Raw genomic sequence first — 16242 nt, 5'->3', positions numbered from 1 at the left:
AAAGAAACGTCAGGCGACGTCGCGGCGCTGCCGTGGGCTTTCGTTCGAACCCTGACGTAGTTTTTCCCCGTGGGCGCCGAGCGCGAGCAGTCCACGGTAGACCTCGAGCAGGGACGCGGCCGACCGGGTCCATTTCAGGCCGAGTGCGTGCTCCCGCGCCGCTAACGATAGCTGCCGCGCCCGCCGTGGATCGTTCAGTAGATGAGTGATCGCATCGGCCCACACCAGTGGTTCACGCGACTCCAGCACCAGGCCGGTCACCCCGTCAGTTACGGCTTCACGGAGGCCGCCGGATGCGGCGGCGATGACGGGCACACCGCTCGCGGCAGCTTCAAGAGCAACGAGCCCGTAGGTTTCTGAGTGAGACGGCACGAGCACGAGCCGGGCGCCCCGAAACAGGGCGGTCATATCAACCCGGGATTGTGGACCGATCAGCCCCAGCTGATCAGCGAACCCGACCCGCTCGGCGATCGCCCGCAATTCGTCAACGTAGCCGTCGTAGTCGGCCGAAGCTGCGCCGGCGACCAGGAGAGTCGGACGAATGACGGCCGGCACGGCCGCGACGGCTGCAATGGCCAGGTCGATGCCTTTGAGTGGTTGCAGACGCGCGGCGACGAGAACGTAGCCACGGTCATCGACTGGTGCCGCCAAATCACGCGGCACGATCGGTGAGAACATGCTGCTGTCGACACCGGGCGGCACGACGACCGTGCGGTGCACGGGACCGCCCAGTCGACCAGTGATCGTCGCCGCTTCGGACGCACTGATCGCGACGAGTGAATCCGATTCACGCGCCAGCCACGCCTCGCCGAGCATCCGTCCCGGCGATTCGGCACGTTCCCCGGCTGAGAGCGGCGTTAAATCGTGGGCAGCGATGCTGTGGAAGCTTTGTACGTGCGGTACGCCCCACTTCCTGGCCACAGGCAAGGCGGCCATGCCGGAAAACCAGTGATGCGAGTGGATAATGTCCCAGGGCGGTCGCGCCGCCAGCTGGGTCGAAAACTCCTCGATCCAATGTTCGTGGTCGCCCTTGTGCAGTGCAGTCGCCGGGCCGGCGTCAAGAAACTCCAGGGTCACACCGGGTACGAGCTGCGTCGTAGTCGGCTGATTAGCCGCCGAACGGCGGGTCAGAATGGTCACGGAGTGACCGAGACCTGCAAGAGCTTCGGCTTGATGTCGTACGACGACGTTCATACCGCCAGCATCGCCGGCACCGGGATCAGCACCCGGTGAAGTGTGCAGACATACCAGCGCGATGCGCAGTGATTTTTTGAGCGTCAACACACACCCTTCCTGTGAATCGGATCCGATGAGGCTACGCCGAATAAGAGAATCGGTTAGGACAGCTCGATGAGGTCGAGGTAATCCTTGTTCCAGTGGTCTTCCGTACCCTCGGGCATGATCAACACGCGCTCCGGATTGAGGGCCTGCACTGCGCCCTCATCATGGCTCACGAGTACGACAGCACCGGCGTAGTGCGCAAGAGCATCAAGAATTTCCTCGCGGCTGGCCGGGTCGAGGTTGTTAGTCGGCTCGTCCAGAAGCAGCACGTTGGCGCCGGAGACGACGATCATGGCCAGGGCAAGACGGGTCTTCTCGCCGCCGGAGAGCACACCGGCCGGTTTGTTGGAGTCGTCGCCGGTGAACAGGAACGAGCCAAGTACCCGCCGGGCTTCCATCTCGGTGATGCTGGGTGAGGAGGACACCATGTTCTCAAGCACGCTGCGCGTGACGTCGATCGTTTCATGTTCCTGCGCGTAGTAGCCGATCCGTAGGCCGTGCCCGGGTTCGATCGAGCCGGTGTCAGACTCGTCGACACCGGCGAGCATGCGCAGGAGGGTGGTCTTTCCGGCCCCGTTGAGGCCGAGGATGACAACCTTGGACCCGCGGTCGATCGCCAGGTCGACGGCGGTGAAGATTTCCAGGGAACCGTAGCTCTTGGACAGGTCCTTGGCCATCAGTGGGGTTCGACCACACGGTGCCGGCTCGGGGAAACGCAACTTGGCGACGCGTTCCACGGCGCGCACGGCGTCGAGCCCGGACAGAAGCTTCTCGGCTCGAGCAACCATCTGGTGGGCGGCGGCGGCCTTGCTGGCCTTAGCGCCGAACCTGGCAGCCTGCAGCTGCAGGGTGGAGGCCTTTTTCTCGGCGTTGGAGCGTTCCTTCTTACGACGGTCGGCATCCGCCGTACGCTGCAGCAGGTAGTTCTTCCAGTTCATGTTGTAAATGTCGATCATCATGCGGTTCGCATCGAGGTAGAAGACGCGATTGACCGTCTCTCCGACGAGCTCGATGTCGTGGCTGATGATGATGCAGCCGCCCTTGTAGTTCTTGACAAACTCGCGTAGCCAGGCCACCGAGTCGGCGTCGAGGTGGTTGGTGGGTTCGTCGAGAATCATCATTTCGGCGGCCGAGAACAAGATACGGGCCAGTTCGATGCGGCGACGTTGACCACCGGAGAGCGTACTGAGTGCCTGGTCGAGGATATGGTCGGGCAGTTTCAAGTTGCTAGCGATCGATGCAGCTTCAGCCTCAGCGGAATAACCGCCCAAACCGTTGAACTCGTCCGTGAGGCGACCATACTTTTTCATGGCCGCGGCGCTGACCTTGGGATCAGGGTCTGCCATGGCCAAGCTGGACTCCTGCATGCCGAGGGCAATGGTCCCGAGGCCGCGCGCGTCCAGAATGCGGGTGCGGGCGAGCATGGTCGGGTCACCCGCACGAGGGTCCTGGGGCAGGTAGCCAATTTCACCGGAATGGCTGATCGAACCCTTGGTCGGGTTGGTCTCCCCCGCGAGCGTCTTCGTGAGCGTCGTCTTGCCCGCTCCGTTACGACCGACGAGGCCGATCTTGTCGCCGCTCGCGACGCGGAAGTTGACGCCCTCCATGAGCACGCGGGCTCCAACGCGGATTTCGAGATCTTGCACGTTGAGCACAGCAATAGTCCATTCGAGGTGTGTTTACGGATGTGAGGTGTGGGTGGGCCAAAGCGGTCCAACTCACTAGTATATTTGCCTTCAGGCTGTGCTCGGCACATGGGCGCCTAGAGCAAGGCGGCCAGAAGCGATTTTTCGAGCCAGTTCAGGTACGCTTCGGTCGACCATCCCAGGGACAGGACAAGGGTGCGGAAGGTGTGCGGATGGGCCAGCGCCCACATCGCCGCCGCTGCTTCATGGTCGCTCAGACCCCCGCTATAGATCAGGCCTGCGCGCAGGCCCCGCTTCTCCCGCAGTGCAGTTGCCACCTCACCAAAGCCGTGCAGCCGGGCCGCGTCACGCTTCTGCTCGAATTCCCCCACATCGGGATCGACCACGGCCGCTTCGCTGACAATGCGCAAGATTCCCGACGTGCGCTCATTCACCAGCGCGCTCGATCGAGCCACAATCCGAATGACCTCGGTTGCCGTGCGCGCCGCGGCAATGCGTTCCCGGGTGGCCCCGGATAACAGTGCCGGCGCCCCCGGTTCTGCAGCGACTCGATCGAGCACCGCCGCCAATAGCTCGGCCTTCGACCCCACCGAGTTGTAGATGGTCTGCACCACCACGCCAGCCTCCCCCGCGATTGCCGACACCGATGTGCCGACATACCCGCGCTCGAGCATCAACTTTCCTGCCGCCATTACGATCTCAGCCCGCGTGCTCGCCGCCTGGGCAGCCCGCCGCCGGACCACGCCATTTTCCCCGCTATCCATGTAATTTAGCATAGCAATCTAATCAGTGGAACATACATCTACTCGTAGGTGGTTGCAGGGCAGGCACCACGAGCGACAGGCAACGCGAACGACAGGCAACGCGAAGGGCAGGCACGAAAAAGCCCCGCCTGCTGATGCAGACGGGGCTTTCAATTCGAGCAGGAGTTACATTGCGAAGCCGAGGGCACGCATCATGTCGCGACCGTCGTCGGTGATCTTTTCGGGACCCCACGGCGGCATCCAGACCCAGTTGATGCGGAACTGGTCAACGACACCATCCAAAGCCTCAGCCGTCTGCTCCTCGAGCACATCGGTCAGCGGGCAGCCGGCGGAGGTGAGGGTCATATGGATGATGAGCGCATTGTTTTCATCGTCCCAGCCGAGGTCGTAAATGAGCCCGAGGTCGACGACATTGATGCCGAGTTCCGGGTCCATGACGTCTTTGAGAGCCTCTTCGATTTCATCGAAGCGCGCCGGACTCAATGTTGAAACCATAAGTTCAGCCTACGTTCGACGGCACGAGAAAGCGATCGTAGCCTTCGTCTTCGAGGCGGTCAGCGAGCTCAGGGCCGCCTTGTTCGGCGATACGGCCATTGACGAAGACATGCACGAAGTCCGGGTGGATGTAGCGCAGGATACGCGTGTAGTGCGTGATGAGCAGCAATCCAAGGCCGGTGTTGGCCTTGGCGCGGTTGACACCTTCCGACACGATCTTGAGTGCATCAACGTCGAGACCGGAGTCGGTCTCATCGAGCACGGCGAACTTGGGCTTGAGCAGTTCGAGCTGGAGAATCTCGTTACGCTTTTTCTCACCGCCGGAAAAGCCTTCATTGACGTTGCGCTCGGCAAAAGCCTTGTCCATGCGCAGGTCGGTCATGGCCTGACGCACGTCCTTGATCCACGTGCGGATTGGCGGGGCTTCACCCTCGATGGCAGTCTTGGCCGTACGGAGGAAGTTGGTGACGGTCACACCGGGAATCTCGACGGGGTACTGCATGGCAAGGAACAGGCCGGCGCGCGCACGGGCATCCACGGTCATTTTGAGCACCTCGGCGCCGTCGAGCAAAATAGAACCGCTCTCGACGTGATATTTCGGGTGGCCAGCGATCGTGTACGCCAGGGTGGACTTGCCCGAACCGTTCGGGCCCATGATGGCGTGAATTTCGCCTTCATTGATAGTGAGGTCGACGCCGCGCAGAATCTGCTTGGTGCCTTGGTCGGTCTCGACGCTGACGTGCAGGTCTTTGATCTCAAGAACAGACATGAATGTCTTATTCCCTTCTGAATTTGGCTTGAATGGCTGGTGGGACGGTTGGTGCGTGAGACAGACTCAGACCGCGACAGTGACGGAAGGATCGACGAAGACGAAACCGTCAATGAGCTCGACGTTGTAAACCGGGACCGGATCGTAGGCCGGCAGGGACAGCGGCTTTCCGGTGGTGAGGGAGAACATCGAACCATGGGCCCAGCACTCGAGAGTCTGGCCCTCCACGAATCCCTCGGATAGCGAGATATCGCCGTGCGTGCACGTGTCTCCGATGGCGAAAACATCGCCAGCGGCGTCACGCACGAGGGCGATGGCGACCCCATCGATTTCGACCTTGATGGCCTGGTTCACTTCGAGCTCATCGAGAGCGCAGATCTTCGTTGCGGTCATGCTTACTTGTCGTCCGTTCCAATAAGTTCGGCTTCGATTGCGAGTTGCAACCGAGCTTCAAGTTCGGGGGAACCAATCTGCTGCACGACCTCGGTGAGGAATCCGCGCACGACCAGTCGCCGCGCTTCTTCCTCGGTGATGCCGCGAGCCTGAAGGTAGAACAGCTGCTCGTCGTCGAACCGTCCGGTTGCGCTGGCGTGACCGGCCCCGACGATGTCGCCGGTTTCAATCTCCAGGTTGGGGATGGAATCGGCTCGGGTACCCTCGGTGAGCACAAGGTTGCGGTTCTGTTCGTAGCTGTCGGTGCCGGCAGCCCTGTTGCCGATCAGCACATCGCCAATCCAGACCGTGCGAGCATCCTGGCCCTGCAGTGCTCCCTTGTAGTTCACGCGGCTACGGCTCTTCGGGGCGTCATGGAAGACGTACACCTGCTGTTCCAGGTGCTGGCCGGCATCCGCGAAGTACAGTCCGAGGAGCAGGGTATCCGAACCGGTTCCGGCCAGGCGCACCGACGGGTTCACCCGTACGATACTGCCGCCGAGCGAGACAACGACGTGCTTGAGGCGGGCGTCACGTCCGACGGATGCGAAATGGTTGGCGAGGTGCACCGCGGAGTCGTCCCATTCCTGCAGTGAGACAACGGTGAGGTTTGCGGACTCGCCGAGAATGATCTCGAGATTCTCGGTGAGCCGGGCGTCGCCCGTATTCTCCAGGATGACCGTGGCCTGGCTGAACGGCTTGGCTTCGATGATCGTATGGGCGCCGCGGGCGTTGTTGCCGAGTCCCGACCGGGTGACCACGATTTCCTTGGCTTCTTCACCACTCACCGTAATGGCGAGGGCGTCGTCGAACACCGACCAGGCACTGGCGGCGGCACGCTCTTCGGGCAGACCGGCAGTCCCGATCCGGGCATCCGTTCTCGGTACCCATTCGACGGAGATGTCCGCTGACGGAGTCGACTCGACCGGGTAGCGGGAGCCATCGAGGTCACCGGCAGTGAGGTCGGTGAATTTCGCGACGGGTGAGTGCTTCCACACGGCTTCACGGCCGGTGACGGCCTCGAAGTCGGCCACGTTGACGCTTTTGAAGCGGTCAGAGCGGGTTTGCACCGGCACATAACCGAAACGCCCGTCGGAGTGTTCTTTGATTCCATGCTGGCCGGGCGGAAGGGTCGACGAATCGGCAGCCGGCTTGGATGGTGCGGGCACAGTTTTTGAAGCGCTCTTCGAAAGCGCTGAAGCGGCGGACATTTAGCCGACGGATCCTTCCATGCCCATTTCAATGAGCTTGTTGAGTTCAAGGGCGTACTCCATCGGGAGCTCCCGAGCGATTGGTTCGATGAATCCGCGAACGATCATGGCCATGGCCTCGTCTTCGGGCATACCGCGACTCATCAGGTAGAACAACTGTTCTTCGCTGACACGGGAGACGGTGGCTTCGTGGCCGAGCTGCACGTCGTCCACCCGAATGTCGATAGACGGGTAGGTGTCGGACCGCGACTGGGTGTCCACCAGCAGTGCGTCACAGCGCACGGTGTTGGCGGAGTGGTGTGCCGAGGCATCCACTCGAACCTCGCCCCGGTACCCGCTGCGCCCGCCACCGCGAGCGATGGACTTGGAGACGATCGAGGACTGCGTGTACGGAGCCATGTGGATCATCTTGGCGCCGGCATCCTGGTGCTGTCCGGGGCCGGCGAAGGCCACGGAGAGGGTTTCGCCCTTGGCGTGCTCGCCCATCAGGTAGATGGACGGGTACTTCATGGTGACCTTGGAGCCGATGTTTCCATCGATCCATTCCATCGTGGCGCCTTCGCCAGCCGTGGCCCGCTTGGTGACGAGGTTGTAGACGTTGTTCGACCAGTTCTGGATGGTCGTGTAGCGAACGCGAGCGTTCTTCTTCACGACGATCTCGACCACGGCGGAGTGCAGCGAGTCAGACTTGTAGATCGGGGCGGTGCAGCCCTCGATGTAGTGCACGTAGCTGCCCTCGTCGGCGATGATGAGCGTGCGCTCGAACTGGCCCATGTTCTCCGTGTTGATGCGGAAATAGGCCTGCAACGGAATCTCGACGTGCACGCCGGGCGGCACGTAGACGAAGGATCCGCCAGACCACACGGCCGTGTTGAGCGCAGCGAATTTGTTGTCGCCAGAAGGGATGATGGTACCGAAGTACTCTTCGAAGAACTCGGGGTGTTCCTTGAGCGCCGTGTCGGTGTCCATGAAGATGACGCCCTGCGCTGCAAGTTCTTCGTTGATCTGGTGGTAGACCACTTCGGACTCGTACTGGGCTGCCACACCGGAGACGAGGCGTTGGCGCTCGGCTTCGGGGATTCCCAGCTTCTCGTAGGTGTTCTTGATGTCGTCGGGCAGGTCTTCCCAGGTTTGGGCCTGCTTCTCGGTAGACCGCACGAAATACTTGATGTTGTCGAAGTCGATCTCGGAAAGATCGGCGCCCCAAGTGGGCATGGGCTTGCGTTCAAACAGCTGTAGGGCTTTCAGCCGACGCTGCAGCATCCAATCCGGCTCGGATTTCAGGTTCGAGATGTCTGTGACGACCTCGGGAGAAATGCCACGGCGCGCGGATGCACCGGCCTTGTCTGAATCGGCCCACCCGAATTCGTAGGTGCCAATCCCCTCAAGGTCAGGACGGTCGAGCAGGACATCCGACATATTTACCTCTTCTCTACCCAGCACAACCCGGATATTAGTCCGGTGATTCCCGGGCGACCTCAGTGGAGACCACGGGGAACGGGTTGTGTGGACAGCTACGTTGCGTACCTAGAATGTCCATAGAGCCAAATCGAACCCGAGTCGCTAGTGCCCAATCGGCCACTATTCGATTCCGGTTGACCTCGTGCAGTCACTGTGACCGTATGAGAGTTCTCCATGGAAATACCAATTCTACAGGTTGATCGGCAGGATACGCGTGCTTGCCGGTTGATTCACATTTGCACAGGGCACAATCAGAAAGCACGCGATCATGAGTAAGACAGTGGGAGCAGAACCGGTGAATTCCATATACCAATGGTTACCCAGCGCTATTGACGCACGTATTCGGGTTGTTGCCTGGCTGTCCCTGGTGTCCGAGATAGTGATTGTCGGTACCGGCGGCGCCGTGCGCCTCACCGGCTCCGGACTCGGCTGCCCGACATGGCCAAACTGCGTCGTCGGTTCGCTCGTGCCGACGGAGGAGATGGGCCTTCACGGTGTCATTGAGTTTGGCAACCGTTTGATGACCGGGCTCATCGGAATCATCGCGATCGCCGCTGTCGTTTTGCTCTGGCGTCTACGTCGGGAGCGCAAAGACCTGTTCGCCCTCGCCGTGATCCTCGTCGGTGGTGTTCTCGCGCAGGCATTCGTAGGCGGCATCACCGTGTGGACCGGTCTCAACCCATTTATCGTTGGCTTCCACTTCACGGTGTCGCTCATCATGGTCTGCCTGGCGACCGTGCTCGTGCACCGGGTCTATCTCGCACCGGGGCCGCGTGCCCTGATCGTTCCGGTCGGCGTCGCCGGGCTGGCCCACGCCACCAGCTTCGTCGTGGCACTGACCGTGATGATGGGCGTGCTGACCACCGCCTCCGGACCGCATTCGGGTGATGCTGCCGCGGGACGCACGGGCTTCAAGGCTGAATTGCTGGAGCACCTGCACGCCTGGCCGGGCTACGCCACGCTGGTCTTGACGATTCTGCTCCTCGTGGCATCCGTTCGGATCAAGCTGCGGGTTCGTTCATTCATCGTCACGCTACTGCTCATCGAGCTTCTGCAGATCGTTATTGGCCTGTTGCAGGCCAACCTCGGCCTGCCGCCCGTTCTCGTGGGCCTGCACATGGTACTGGCCTGCGTCCTGGCCGCAACGATGACCGCCGTTGTGCTGAACCTCAAGGCTCCGATCGGCATAACGCCCGACGCAACTGAATTGGCCAACACGAACGAGGTCAGCAGCCGCCGCGGATAACCTGCGGTCTCCCCCGGATGACCTATCGTTGATGTCGCAGCCCGGTGTTAGGGCAGTCCCTACCGCCGGAAAACTGCCGCGTGACTCTCCCCCGGCGGTGGCCGCCGGTGTATTCTCAGAACATGCATCTCGTACCGGGAGCCAAATCGAAGCCGCCAGACGACGCGGCGCGTCTCGCCCTGTTCGGTCCTGCGATATTCGGTTTCGTAAATCAGCCACGCCTCCAGGAACGCGGATGGAGCTGGTACGGCAACCACGGCCATACGCTGGAAGCTCAGGCACATTACTGGCTAGCCGACCCGTCTGGTAATTTCTGGTTCGAAGATTCTCCAGCCGGTCCGGTCGGCATCGCCGAACTGCGCGGATTCGTCTTCACGGACGTGCCCGGTTCCACCAATCGCGGCGGCGATCCGATCCGCGATGCCCTTGACCAACACCTGCAGTATGTCGTGATGAACTACGCCAAAAACCCCTACGAATTCGGTTCGCAATTGTGGGCCGACCGGCACACTCAACAGCAGTCCGAAATCGAACTCGCGCTCGCCCACCGGTCCAACCTGATCGTCGACGATACTGCCTTACCCGCTATCACGGTGACGGCCTCGGACTTCACCGCCACGGGCATGGCTTTGGCCGGCCGAGTGGTGACCGTTGTCATCCATTCGGCCGACGTTGCCAAGATCGACAACCGGCTGTCTCGTCGGGTCTAACCTCGACCGAGGCCGGCGCGCAGAGCTTAGAACGGAAGCAGCGGATCCACTCCGACGGCTACGAACAGCAATGTCAGGTAAGCGATCGAGCCATGGAAGACGCGCATCGGTGACACGTGCTCGTGCCGAATCGCGAGGCTGTACAGCCGGTGCGTTTCGTAGATGAACCAGCCGCCTGTGACGAGGGCGACACAGGTGTAGAGGACGCCCATGTCGGCGATCGGAATCAACAGTAGCGAGCAGGCGACGGTTGCCCACGCATACAGAATGACCTGAAGGCCCACCTGCGCACGACCACGCACGACAGCGAGCATGGGAACGCCGGCAGCCAGGTAGTCGCTGCGGTATTTCATGGACAACGGCCAGTAATGCGGCGGTGTCCACAGGAAGATAATCATGAACAGAATAACCGGCGGCCAGGACAGGTCTCCGGTCACAGCCGCCCAACCGATGAGGACGGGCATACAACCAGCTACACCGCCCCAAACGATGTTCTGGGGCGTACGACGCTTGAGAATGATCGTGTAGAAGACGACGTAGAGCACAATCGCGCCGAAGGACAGCGCGGCCGCCAGCCAGTTGGTCAGCAGTCCGAGCCACAAAATGGATGCTGCGCCCAGGGCCCAGGCAAAGATCAACGCTTCCCGGTCGCTGAGTTCTCCGGTGACCAGGGGACGATTTTTAGTCCTCTTCATGAGACGGTCGATGTCACGGTCGAGATAGCAGTTGAATGCACCAGCGGATCCCGCGCTGAGCGACCCCCCGACGAGCGTCGCCAGGATGAGCCAGAGGCTTGGCATTCCCCGCTCGGCAAGCAGCATCGTGGGCGCCGTGACTACCAGGAGCAACTCGACAACTCGCGGTTTAGTCAGCGAAATATAAGCCGTGAGGGTGCGCTTCAGCGTACGTGGAGTTCTCTCGATGCTCTGAAGTGCGACGTCCATAAATCCTCGAATGCTAGGCAGTTATCTAATTCTAGGTCACCCGGTGGCTCGTGACTGCAAATGACTGGTCACGTCAGATCGACCGCCCGGCGTCTTCGATGCGTATACTTAAAAGGCTCCCCACAGTGAATCAGCAGATCGGCGAGCCCCCGGGTGGGAGATGGCAGCATCTAGCAGGCCAACTCGCCGGGGTTGATATTTTGCTTGCAGTCCCGCGTGACCAGCGTGCGGGTCCGTCCTGCAAGAAGGCTGCCGACGCTTGCACAACTATAAAAGGATGGGTTGAGCCCAACCCGCCTTCGCTTCAATGAAGGGTTACGTGACGTGGCAGCTTTCCAATGGAATTCCGTTGACAATCAGGCGGTCGATACCGCACGCATTCTGGCGGCCGATGCCGTTGAGAAAGTTGGGAATGGGCATCCCGGCACGGCGATAAGCCTCGCTCCAGCCGCATATCTTCTGTTTCAGAAAGTCATGCGGCGCGATCCGTCCGACAACGACTGGATCGGTCGCGACCGGTTCATCCTCTCGGTCGGGCACAGCTCGCTGACCCAATACGTGCAGCTCTACCTCGGCGGCTACGGCCTCGAGCTCGACGATCTCAAGGCCCTGCGCACGTGGGGTTCCAAAACTCCCGGCCACCCGGAATACGGCCACACCGACGGCGTCGAGATCACCACCGGTCCACTCGGCCAGGGCTTGGCATCCGCTGTCGGTTTCGCTTACGCGTCCCGCTTCGAGCGTGGCCTGTTCGACCCGGATGCCGCCACCGGCGACAGCCCGTTCGATCACTTCGTGTATGTCATCGCCGGCGATGGTGACTTGCAGGAAGGCATCACGAGCGAGGCATCCTCTCTCGCCGGCCACCAGCAGCTCGGCAACCTCATCGCCATCTACGACAGCAACCAGATCTCGATTGAAGACGACACCAACATTGCCTTCACCGAAGACGTCGCTGCTCGATACGCCGCCTACGACTGGCACGTGCAAACGGTGGATTGGAAGAAGACCGGCTCCTACGTTGAAGACGTCGCCGAGCTGAATGCGGCCATTGAAGCTGCGCAACAGGAAACGGGCAAGCCCAGCCTGATCATCCTCAAGACGATCATCGGCTGGCCGAGCCCGAAGAAGCAGAACACCGGCAAGATCCACGGGTCAGCCCTCGGCGCCGAAGAGCTCGCCGGTGTCAAGACCGTCCTCGGCTTCGACCCGGAGAAGACCTTCGACGTGGCCCCCGAAGTCATCGCGCACACCCGGCTGGCCCTCGAACGCGGTGCGACCCAGCATGCTGAGTGGACGGTCCAGTTCGATGCCTGGGCCGCTTTGAACCCCGAGCGCAAGCTTCTGCTGGATCGAGTGCGCTCCGGAGATCTGCCGGACGGCGTCGACGCAGCACTCCCGGTCTTCCCAGCCGGCACCGCGGTCTCCACCCGTGCAGCATCCGGCAAAGTACTGACCGCCCTCGGCGGCGTCATCCCCGAACTCTGGGGCGGTTCGGCAGACCTCGCCGAATCGAACAACACCACCATCGGCGGTGCGGCCTCGTTCATTCCGAGCGAGCACTCGACCGGCGAATGGAGCGGTAACCCGCACGGTCGCGTGCTGCACTTCGGTATTCGTGAGCATGCCATGGCCGCGATTCTCAACGGCATCGTGCTCCACGGCAACACCCGCCCGTTCGGTGGCACCTTTTTGATCTTCAGCGATTACATGCGCCCGGCCGTTCGATTGGCAGCGCTCATGCGGGCGCCGTCGATCTTCGTCTGGACCCACGACTCAGTCGCTCTCGGCGAGGATGGTCCCACGCACCAGCCGGTCGAACAGCTCGCGACCCTGCGGGCTATCCCGGGTCTCGATGTGGTTCGTCCCGGCGACGCCAACGAGACCGCATGGGCCTGGAAGACCATTCTGGAACGGCGGGGCGGCCCGGCCGGAATCGCCCTGACCCGCCAGAACATTCCCGTTTACGAGCGCGGCGAAGGCGCAGCATCTGGGGAGATCTTCGCCTCGGCGAAAAATGTCGCTCGCGGCGCCTACGTACTGGCCGAAGCGGCCGGCGGAATCCCCGACGTGATCCTCATCGCTACCGGCTCCGAAGTGCAGCTCGCCGTGGACGCTCGCGCCGAGCTGGACGCCTCGGGCATTCATGCGCGCGTGGTCAGCGCCCCCTGCCTCGAATGGTTTGAAGAACAAAGCAGCGAATACCGCGAGTCCGTGCTGCCTGCCGCCATCACGGCGCGGGTGTCCGTTGAAGCCGGCCTGGCGCTGACCTGGCGTGGCTACGTCGGCGATGCGGGCCGCAGCATCTCGATCGAACACTTCGGGGCATCCGCTGACTACCAGACTCTGTTCCGCGAATTCGGCATCACCACCGAAGCTGTAGTTGCCGCCGCCAAGGAATCAATTAGCGCAGCCTGATGCTGCCCTCCAGTACGGGGCCAACTACGCACTGCACCAACCTCTCCACACACCGCACGACTCAGCTGCCTGACGGCAGCACGACCAGGAGATTTCAACAATGACAAATCCGACCCCCCTCGCCCAGCTATCCGCAGCCGGCGTCAGCATCTGGCTCGACGACCTCTCCCGCGAACGCATCAACTCCGGCGGACTCCAGGACCTGATCCAGAACAGCAACGTCGTCGGCGTCACGACCAACCCGACGATCTTCGCTGGCGCCCTGGCCAAAGGTGAGGCGTACACCGAGCAGGTTGCGACCCTCGCGGCCGCCGGTTCCAACGTGACCGATGCCGTCTTTGCTATCACCACAGACGACGTCGCCGCTGCCTGCGATATCTTTCGCCCGGTCTACGACTCGACGAACGGCCAGGATGGACGCGTTTCGATCGAGGTAGAGCCGAACCTTGCACGCGACGCAGCCGGTACGGTCGCCGAAGCCCAGAAGCTGTGGGCTAAAGTAAACCGTCAAAACGCGATGATCAAGATTCCGGCAACGGTCGAAGGCCTGGAAGCCATCACGGCGACGACCGCCCTCGGCATCAGCGTCAACGTCACTCTGATCTTCAGCCTCGAGCGCCACCGCCAGGTCATCAACGCCTACCTGGCCGGCCTCGAGCAGGCGAAGGCTGCCGGTTTCGACCTCTCCACGATTCACTCCGTTGCCTCGTTCTTCGTTTCACGCGTCGACTCTGAGATCAACGCCCGCCTCGAAGTTATCGGCACTCCCGAAGCCCTCGCGCTCAAGAGCAAGGCCGGCGTCGCCAATGCCCAGCTCGCTTACCAGGTCTACGAGCAGGCGTTCAGCAGTGAGCGCGCCCTCGGCCTGATCAAGGCCGGAGCGACTAAGCAACGTCCTCTCTGGGCTTCGACCGGCGTCAAGGATGCCAGCCTTCCCGACACCCTGTACGTCACCGAACTGGTCGCCCCCGAAGTCGTCAACACGATGCCGGAAAAGACCATGCAGGCGACGGCCGACCACGGAGTCATCCCGTCCGACTCGGTGACGGCCTCGTATGCAGCCGCAAACGCAGTACTCGATGCGCTGTCCGCACAGGGTGTCTCCTACGACGACGTCACTCGCCTGCTTGAAGAGGAAGGTCTGTCGAAGTTCGAGGCGTCGTGGAACGAACTGCTCGATACCGTACAGACGGCCCTTACCGCCGCTTCGACTCCGTCGGTCGCGTAATGAGCTTTCGAATCTCCGTCAGTGGTGCCGCAGCCGATGCTGTGCGCGCCACCGTACCGGCCCTGACCACTGACCTGGTCGCGTCCGGAATAACCGCCCAGAACCCCGCGCTGTGGGGTCCGGCAGTCGAAGCCGAGGCCGCGTTGCGTCTCGGTTGGACGGCGTCCGTCGCCAGATCTCGCCCGCTCGTGGCCGAGATTGTGGAGGTGCGGGCCGCCCTCCAGGCCCGCGGTGTCACCCAGATCGCTCTCGCCGGAATGGGCGGGTCGTCGCTCGCTCCCGAGGTCATCACCCGCACCGCGGGAGTGAAGCTCACTGTGCTCGACGCGACCGACCCCGGTCAGGTACTGTCCGCGTTGAACGACAATCTGGCCGGAACGGCGCTCGTCGTCTCGTCTAAGAGCGGCTCAACCGTGGAAACCGACAGCCAGCGTCGCGTGTTCGAGCGTGCGTTCCGTGAAATGGGCATCGACCCGGCCGAACGCATCATCGTCGTCACCGACCCAGGGTCGCCGCTCGAGGCATCCGCCCGGGAAGCTGGATACCGCGTGTTCAACGCCGACCCCACAGTCGGCGGACGCTATTCGGCGCTGACCGCGTTCGGTCTCGTTCCGTCAGGGCTGGCCGGTGTTGACATTGAGGCGCTCCTTGACGAAGCCGAATCCATCTCGCTGGCATTGGCCGTTGATTCCCCCGAGAATCCGGGCCTCGTCCTCGGAGCGGCGATCGCCGCTACCAGCCCTCGTCGGGACAAGCTCGCCATCGTCTCGGACGGTACCCACATTGTGGGCTTCGCTGACTGGGTCGAACAACTCATCGCAGAATCCACCGGCAAGCTCGGTACCGGCATTCTGCCGGTTGTTCTCGAACTTGACGCTCCCGAGTTGACCGAGGCACTGCCGGACGTGCAGCTCGTGCGGGTCGTGGCCAACGCCGGCACCGATCTTTTCGCGGAAACCGGCGACGAGATTCGGGTCAGCGGAACTCTCGGAGCACAGTTCCTGGTCTGGGAATACGCGACCGTCGTCGCCGGCCGTTTGCTCGGCATCAACCCGTTCGACCAGCCCGACGTGGAGTCCGCCAAGATTGCCACGCGCGGGTTGCTTGACGCCCGTCCAGCGCCGGAACCGGCCGCCTTCATCGCGGACGGTATCGAAGTGCGGGGCACGCCGCACGTTATCGGTGCGGCGAGCGATCTCGCCTCGGCAATCGACGCTCTACTTGAAGAACTCGGCCCCGACGGATATGTTGCTGTCCAAGCCTACGTAGATCGGCTGGCCCTGCCGGAACTGGCGGAGATTCGCAACAAACTCGCCACGCTCGCAAAGCGTCCGGTCACGTTCGGCTGGGGACCACGCTTTCTGCACTCCACCGGACAGTTCCACAAAGGAGGACCGGCAACGGCCGTGTACCTGCAGATTCTCGCTACGCCGACCGAAGACCTCGACGTTCCCGATCGCCCCTTCACGTTCGGCGAACTGATCCAAGCGCAGGCCAGTGGCGACGCGAGCGTGCTGGCCGAGCACGGGCGGCCAGTGTTGACGTTGACCCTGACGAAACGCCAGCAGAATATTTCCACATTATTCAAGGCTTTGGCCTAAAAAAAGGTATAAACCGAACACCTGGTTGGTTCCTCG

At 62.0% G+C, this 16242-nt stretch carries 14 protein-coding genes; 5 read left to right on the top strand and 9 right to left on the bottom strand.

All coding sequences use genetic code 11. From position 1 onward, the window contains the following. Positions 1-9: 9 nt before the first annotated feature. From CXY72_RS18430 to sufB, 8 genes are all read right to left on the bottom strand, one after another. On the bottom strand, positions 10-1284 hold the full coding sequence (locus CXY72_RS18430) for a glycosyltransferase (RefSeq protein WP_104129102.1): 1275 nt from the start codon (positions 1282-1284) through the stop codon (positions 10-12). 53 nt (positions 1285-1337) lie between these two features. Beyond that, on the bottom strand, positions 1338-2936 hold the full coding sequence (locus tag CXY72_RS18425; RefSeq protein WP_104129101.1) for an ABC-F family ATP-binding cassette domain-containing protein: 1599 nt from the start codon (positions 2934-2936) through the stop codon (positions 1338-1340). Positions 2937-3043: 107 nt separating this feature from the next. Beyond that, positions 3044-3691 carry a TetR/AcrR family transcriptional regulator gene (locus CXY72_RS18420; RefSeq protein ID WP_158252631.1) on the bottom strand — a complete coding sequence of 216 codons (648 nt, stop codon included), beginning with the start codon at positions 3689-3691 and terminating at the stop codon, positions 3044-3046. Between the two features lie 165 nt (positions 3692-3856). Beyond that, on the bottom strand, positions 3857-4186 hold the full coding sequence (locus CXY72_RS18415) for a metal-sulfur cluster assembly factor (RefSeq protein WP_104129099.1): 330 nt from the start codon (positions 4184-4186) through the stop codon (positions 3857-3859). Between the two features lie 4 nt (positions 4187-4190). Next, entirely contained in the window at positions 4191-4955 is a 765-nt protein-coding gene (gene sufC / locus CXY72_RS18410; protein ID WP_104129098.1) for a Fe-S cluster assembly ATPase SufC, read from the bottom strand. Positions 4956-5021: 66 nt separating this feature from the next. Continuing rightward, positions 5022-5348: a non-heme iron oxygenase ferredoxin subunit gene (locus tag CXY72_RS18405; RefSeq protein ID WP_104129097.1), complete on the bottom strand. Its 327-nt coding sequence runs from the start codon at positions 5346-5348 to the stop codon at positions 5022-5024. Positions 5349-5350: 2 nt separating this feature from the next. Beyond that, entirely contained in the window at positions 5351-6598 is a 1248-nt protein-coding gene (gene sufD, locus CXY72_RS18400; protein WP_104129096.1) for a Fe-S cluster assembly protein SufD, read from the bottom strand. Continuing rightward, positions 6599-8017, bottom strand: coding sequence for a Fe-S cluster assembly protein SufB (gene sufB / locus CXY72_RS18395; protein ID WP_104129095.1), 1419 nt, complete (start codon positions 8015-8017; stop codon positions 6599-6601). It lies immediately after the preceding gene. Between the two features lie 310 nt (positions 8018-8327). Here sufB and CXY72_RS18390 point away from each other — a divergent pair, with 310 nt between their 5' ends. Together CXY72_RS18390 and CXY72_RS18385 are read left to right on the top strand one after the other, a co-directional pair. Continuing rightward, positions 8328-9305 carry a heme A synthase gene (locus CXY72_RS18390; protein WP_104129094.1) on the top strand — a complete coding sequence of 326 codons (978 nt, stop codon included), beginning with the start codon at positions 8328-8330 and terminating at the stop codon, positions 9303-9305. 122 nt (positions 9306-9427) lie between these two features. Continuing rightward, entirely contained in the window at positions 9428-10015 is a 588-nt protein-coding gene (locus tag CXY72_RS18385) for a hypothetical protein (RefSeq protein WP_146071230.1), read from the top strand. Positions 10016-10041: 26 nt separating this feature from the next. Here the strand turns inward: CXY72_RS18385 and CXY72_RS18380 are convergent, their stop codons facing one another. After that, positions 10042-10959, bottom strand: a complete 918-nt coding sequence (locus tag CXY72_RS18380; protein ID WP_104129092.1) for a heme o synthase — start codon at positions 10957-10959, stop codon at positions 10042-10044. A gap of 324 nt (positions 10960-11283) precedes the next feature. Between CXY72_RS18380 and tkt the strand changes: the two genes are divergently transcribed. The 3 genes from tkt (at position 11284) to CXY72_RS18365 (ending at position 16206) form a co-directional block, all read left to right on the top strand. Beyond that, a complete protein-coding gene (gene tkt, locus CXY72_RS18375) occupies positions 11284-13377 on the top strand; it encodes a transketolase (protein WP_104129091.1) in 2094 nt (697 codons plus the stop codon). A 100-nt stretch (positions 13378-13477) separates the two neighbouring features. Further along, the gene (gene tal, locus CXY72_RS18370) at positions 13478-14605 is read left to right on the top strand and encodes a transaldolase (RefSeq protein WP_104129090.1); all 1128 of its coding nucleotides are present in this window, start codon (positions 13478-13480) and stop codon (positions 14603-14605) included. Then, positions 14605-16206 (top strand): glucose-6-phosphate isomerase, encoded by a 1602-nt coding sequence (locus tag CXY72_RS18365; RefSeq protein WP_104129089.1) that lies wholly within the window; start codon positions 14605-14607, stop codon positions 16204-16206. The genes tal and CXY72_RS18365 overlap by 1 nt, the downstream gene beginning before the upstream one ends. The last annotated feature ends 36 nt before the right edge of the window (positions 16207-16242 follow it).

This window comes from Cryobacterium sp. Y57, from assembly GCF_002929505.1.
Lineage (GTDB): Bacteria > Actinomycetota > Actinomycetes > Actinomycetales > Microbacteriaceae > Cryobacterium.
This window is presented reverse-complemented; position numbering and strand designations above follow the sequence as displayed.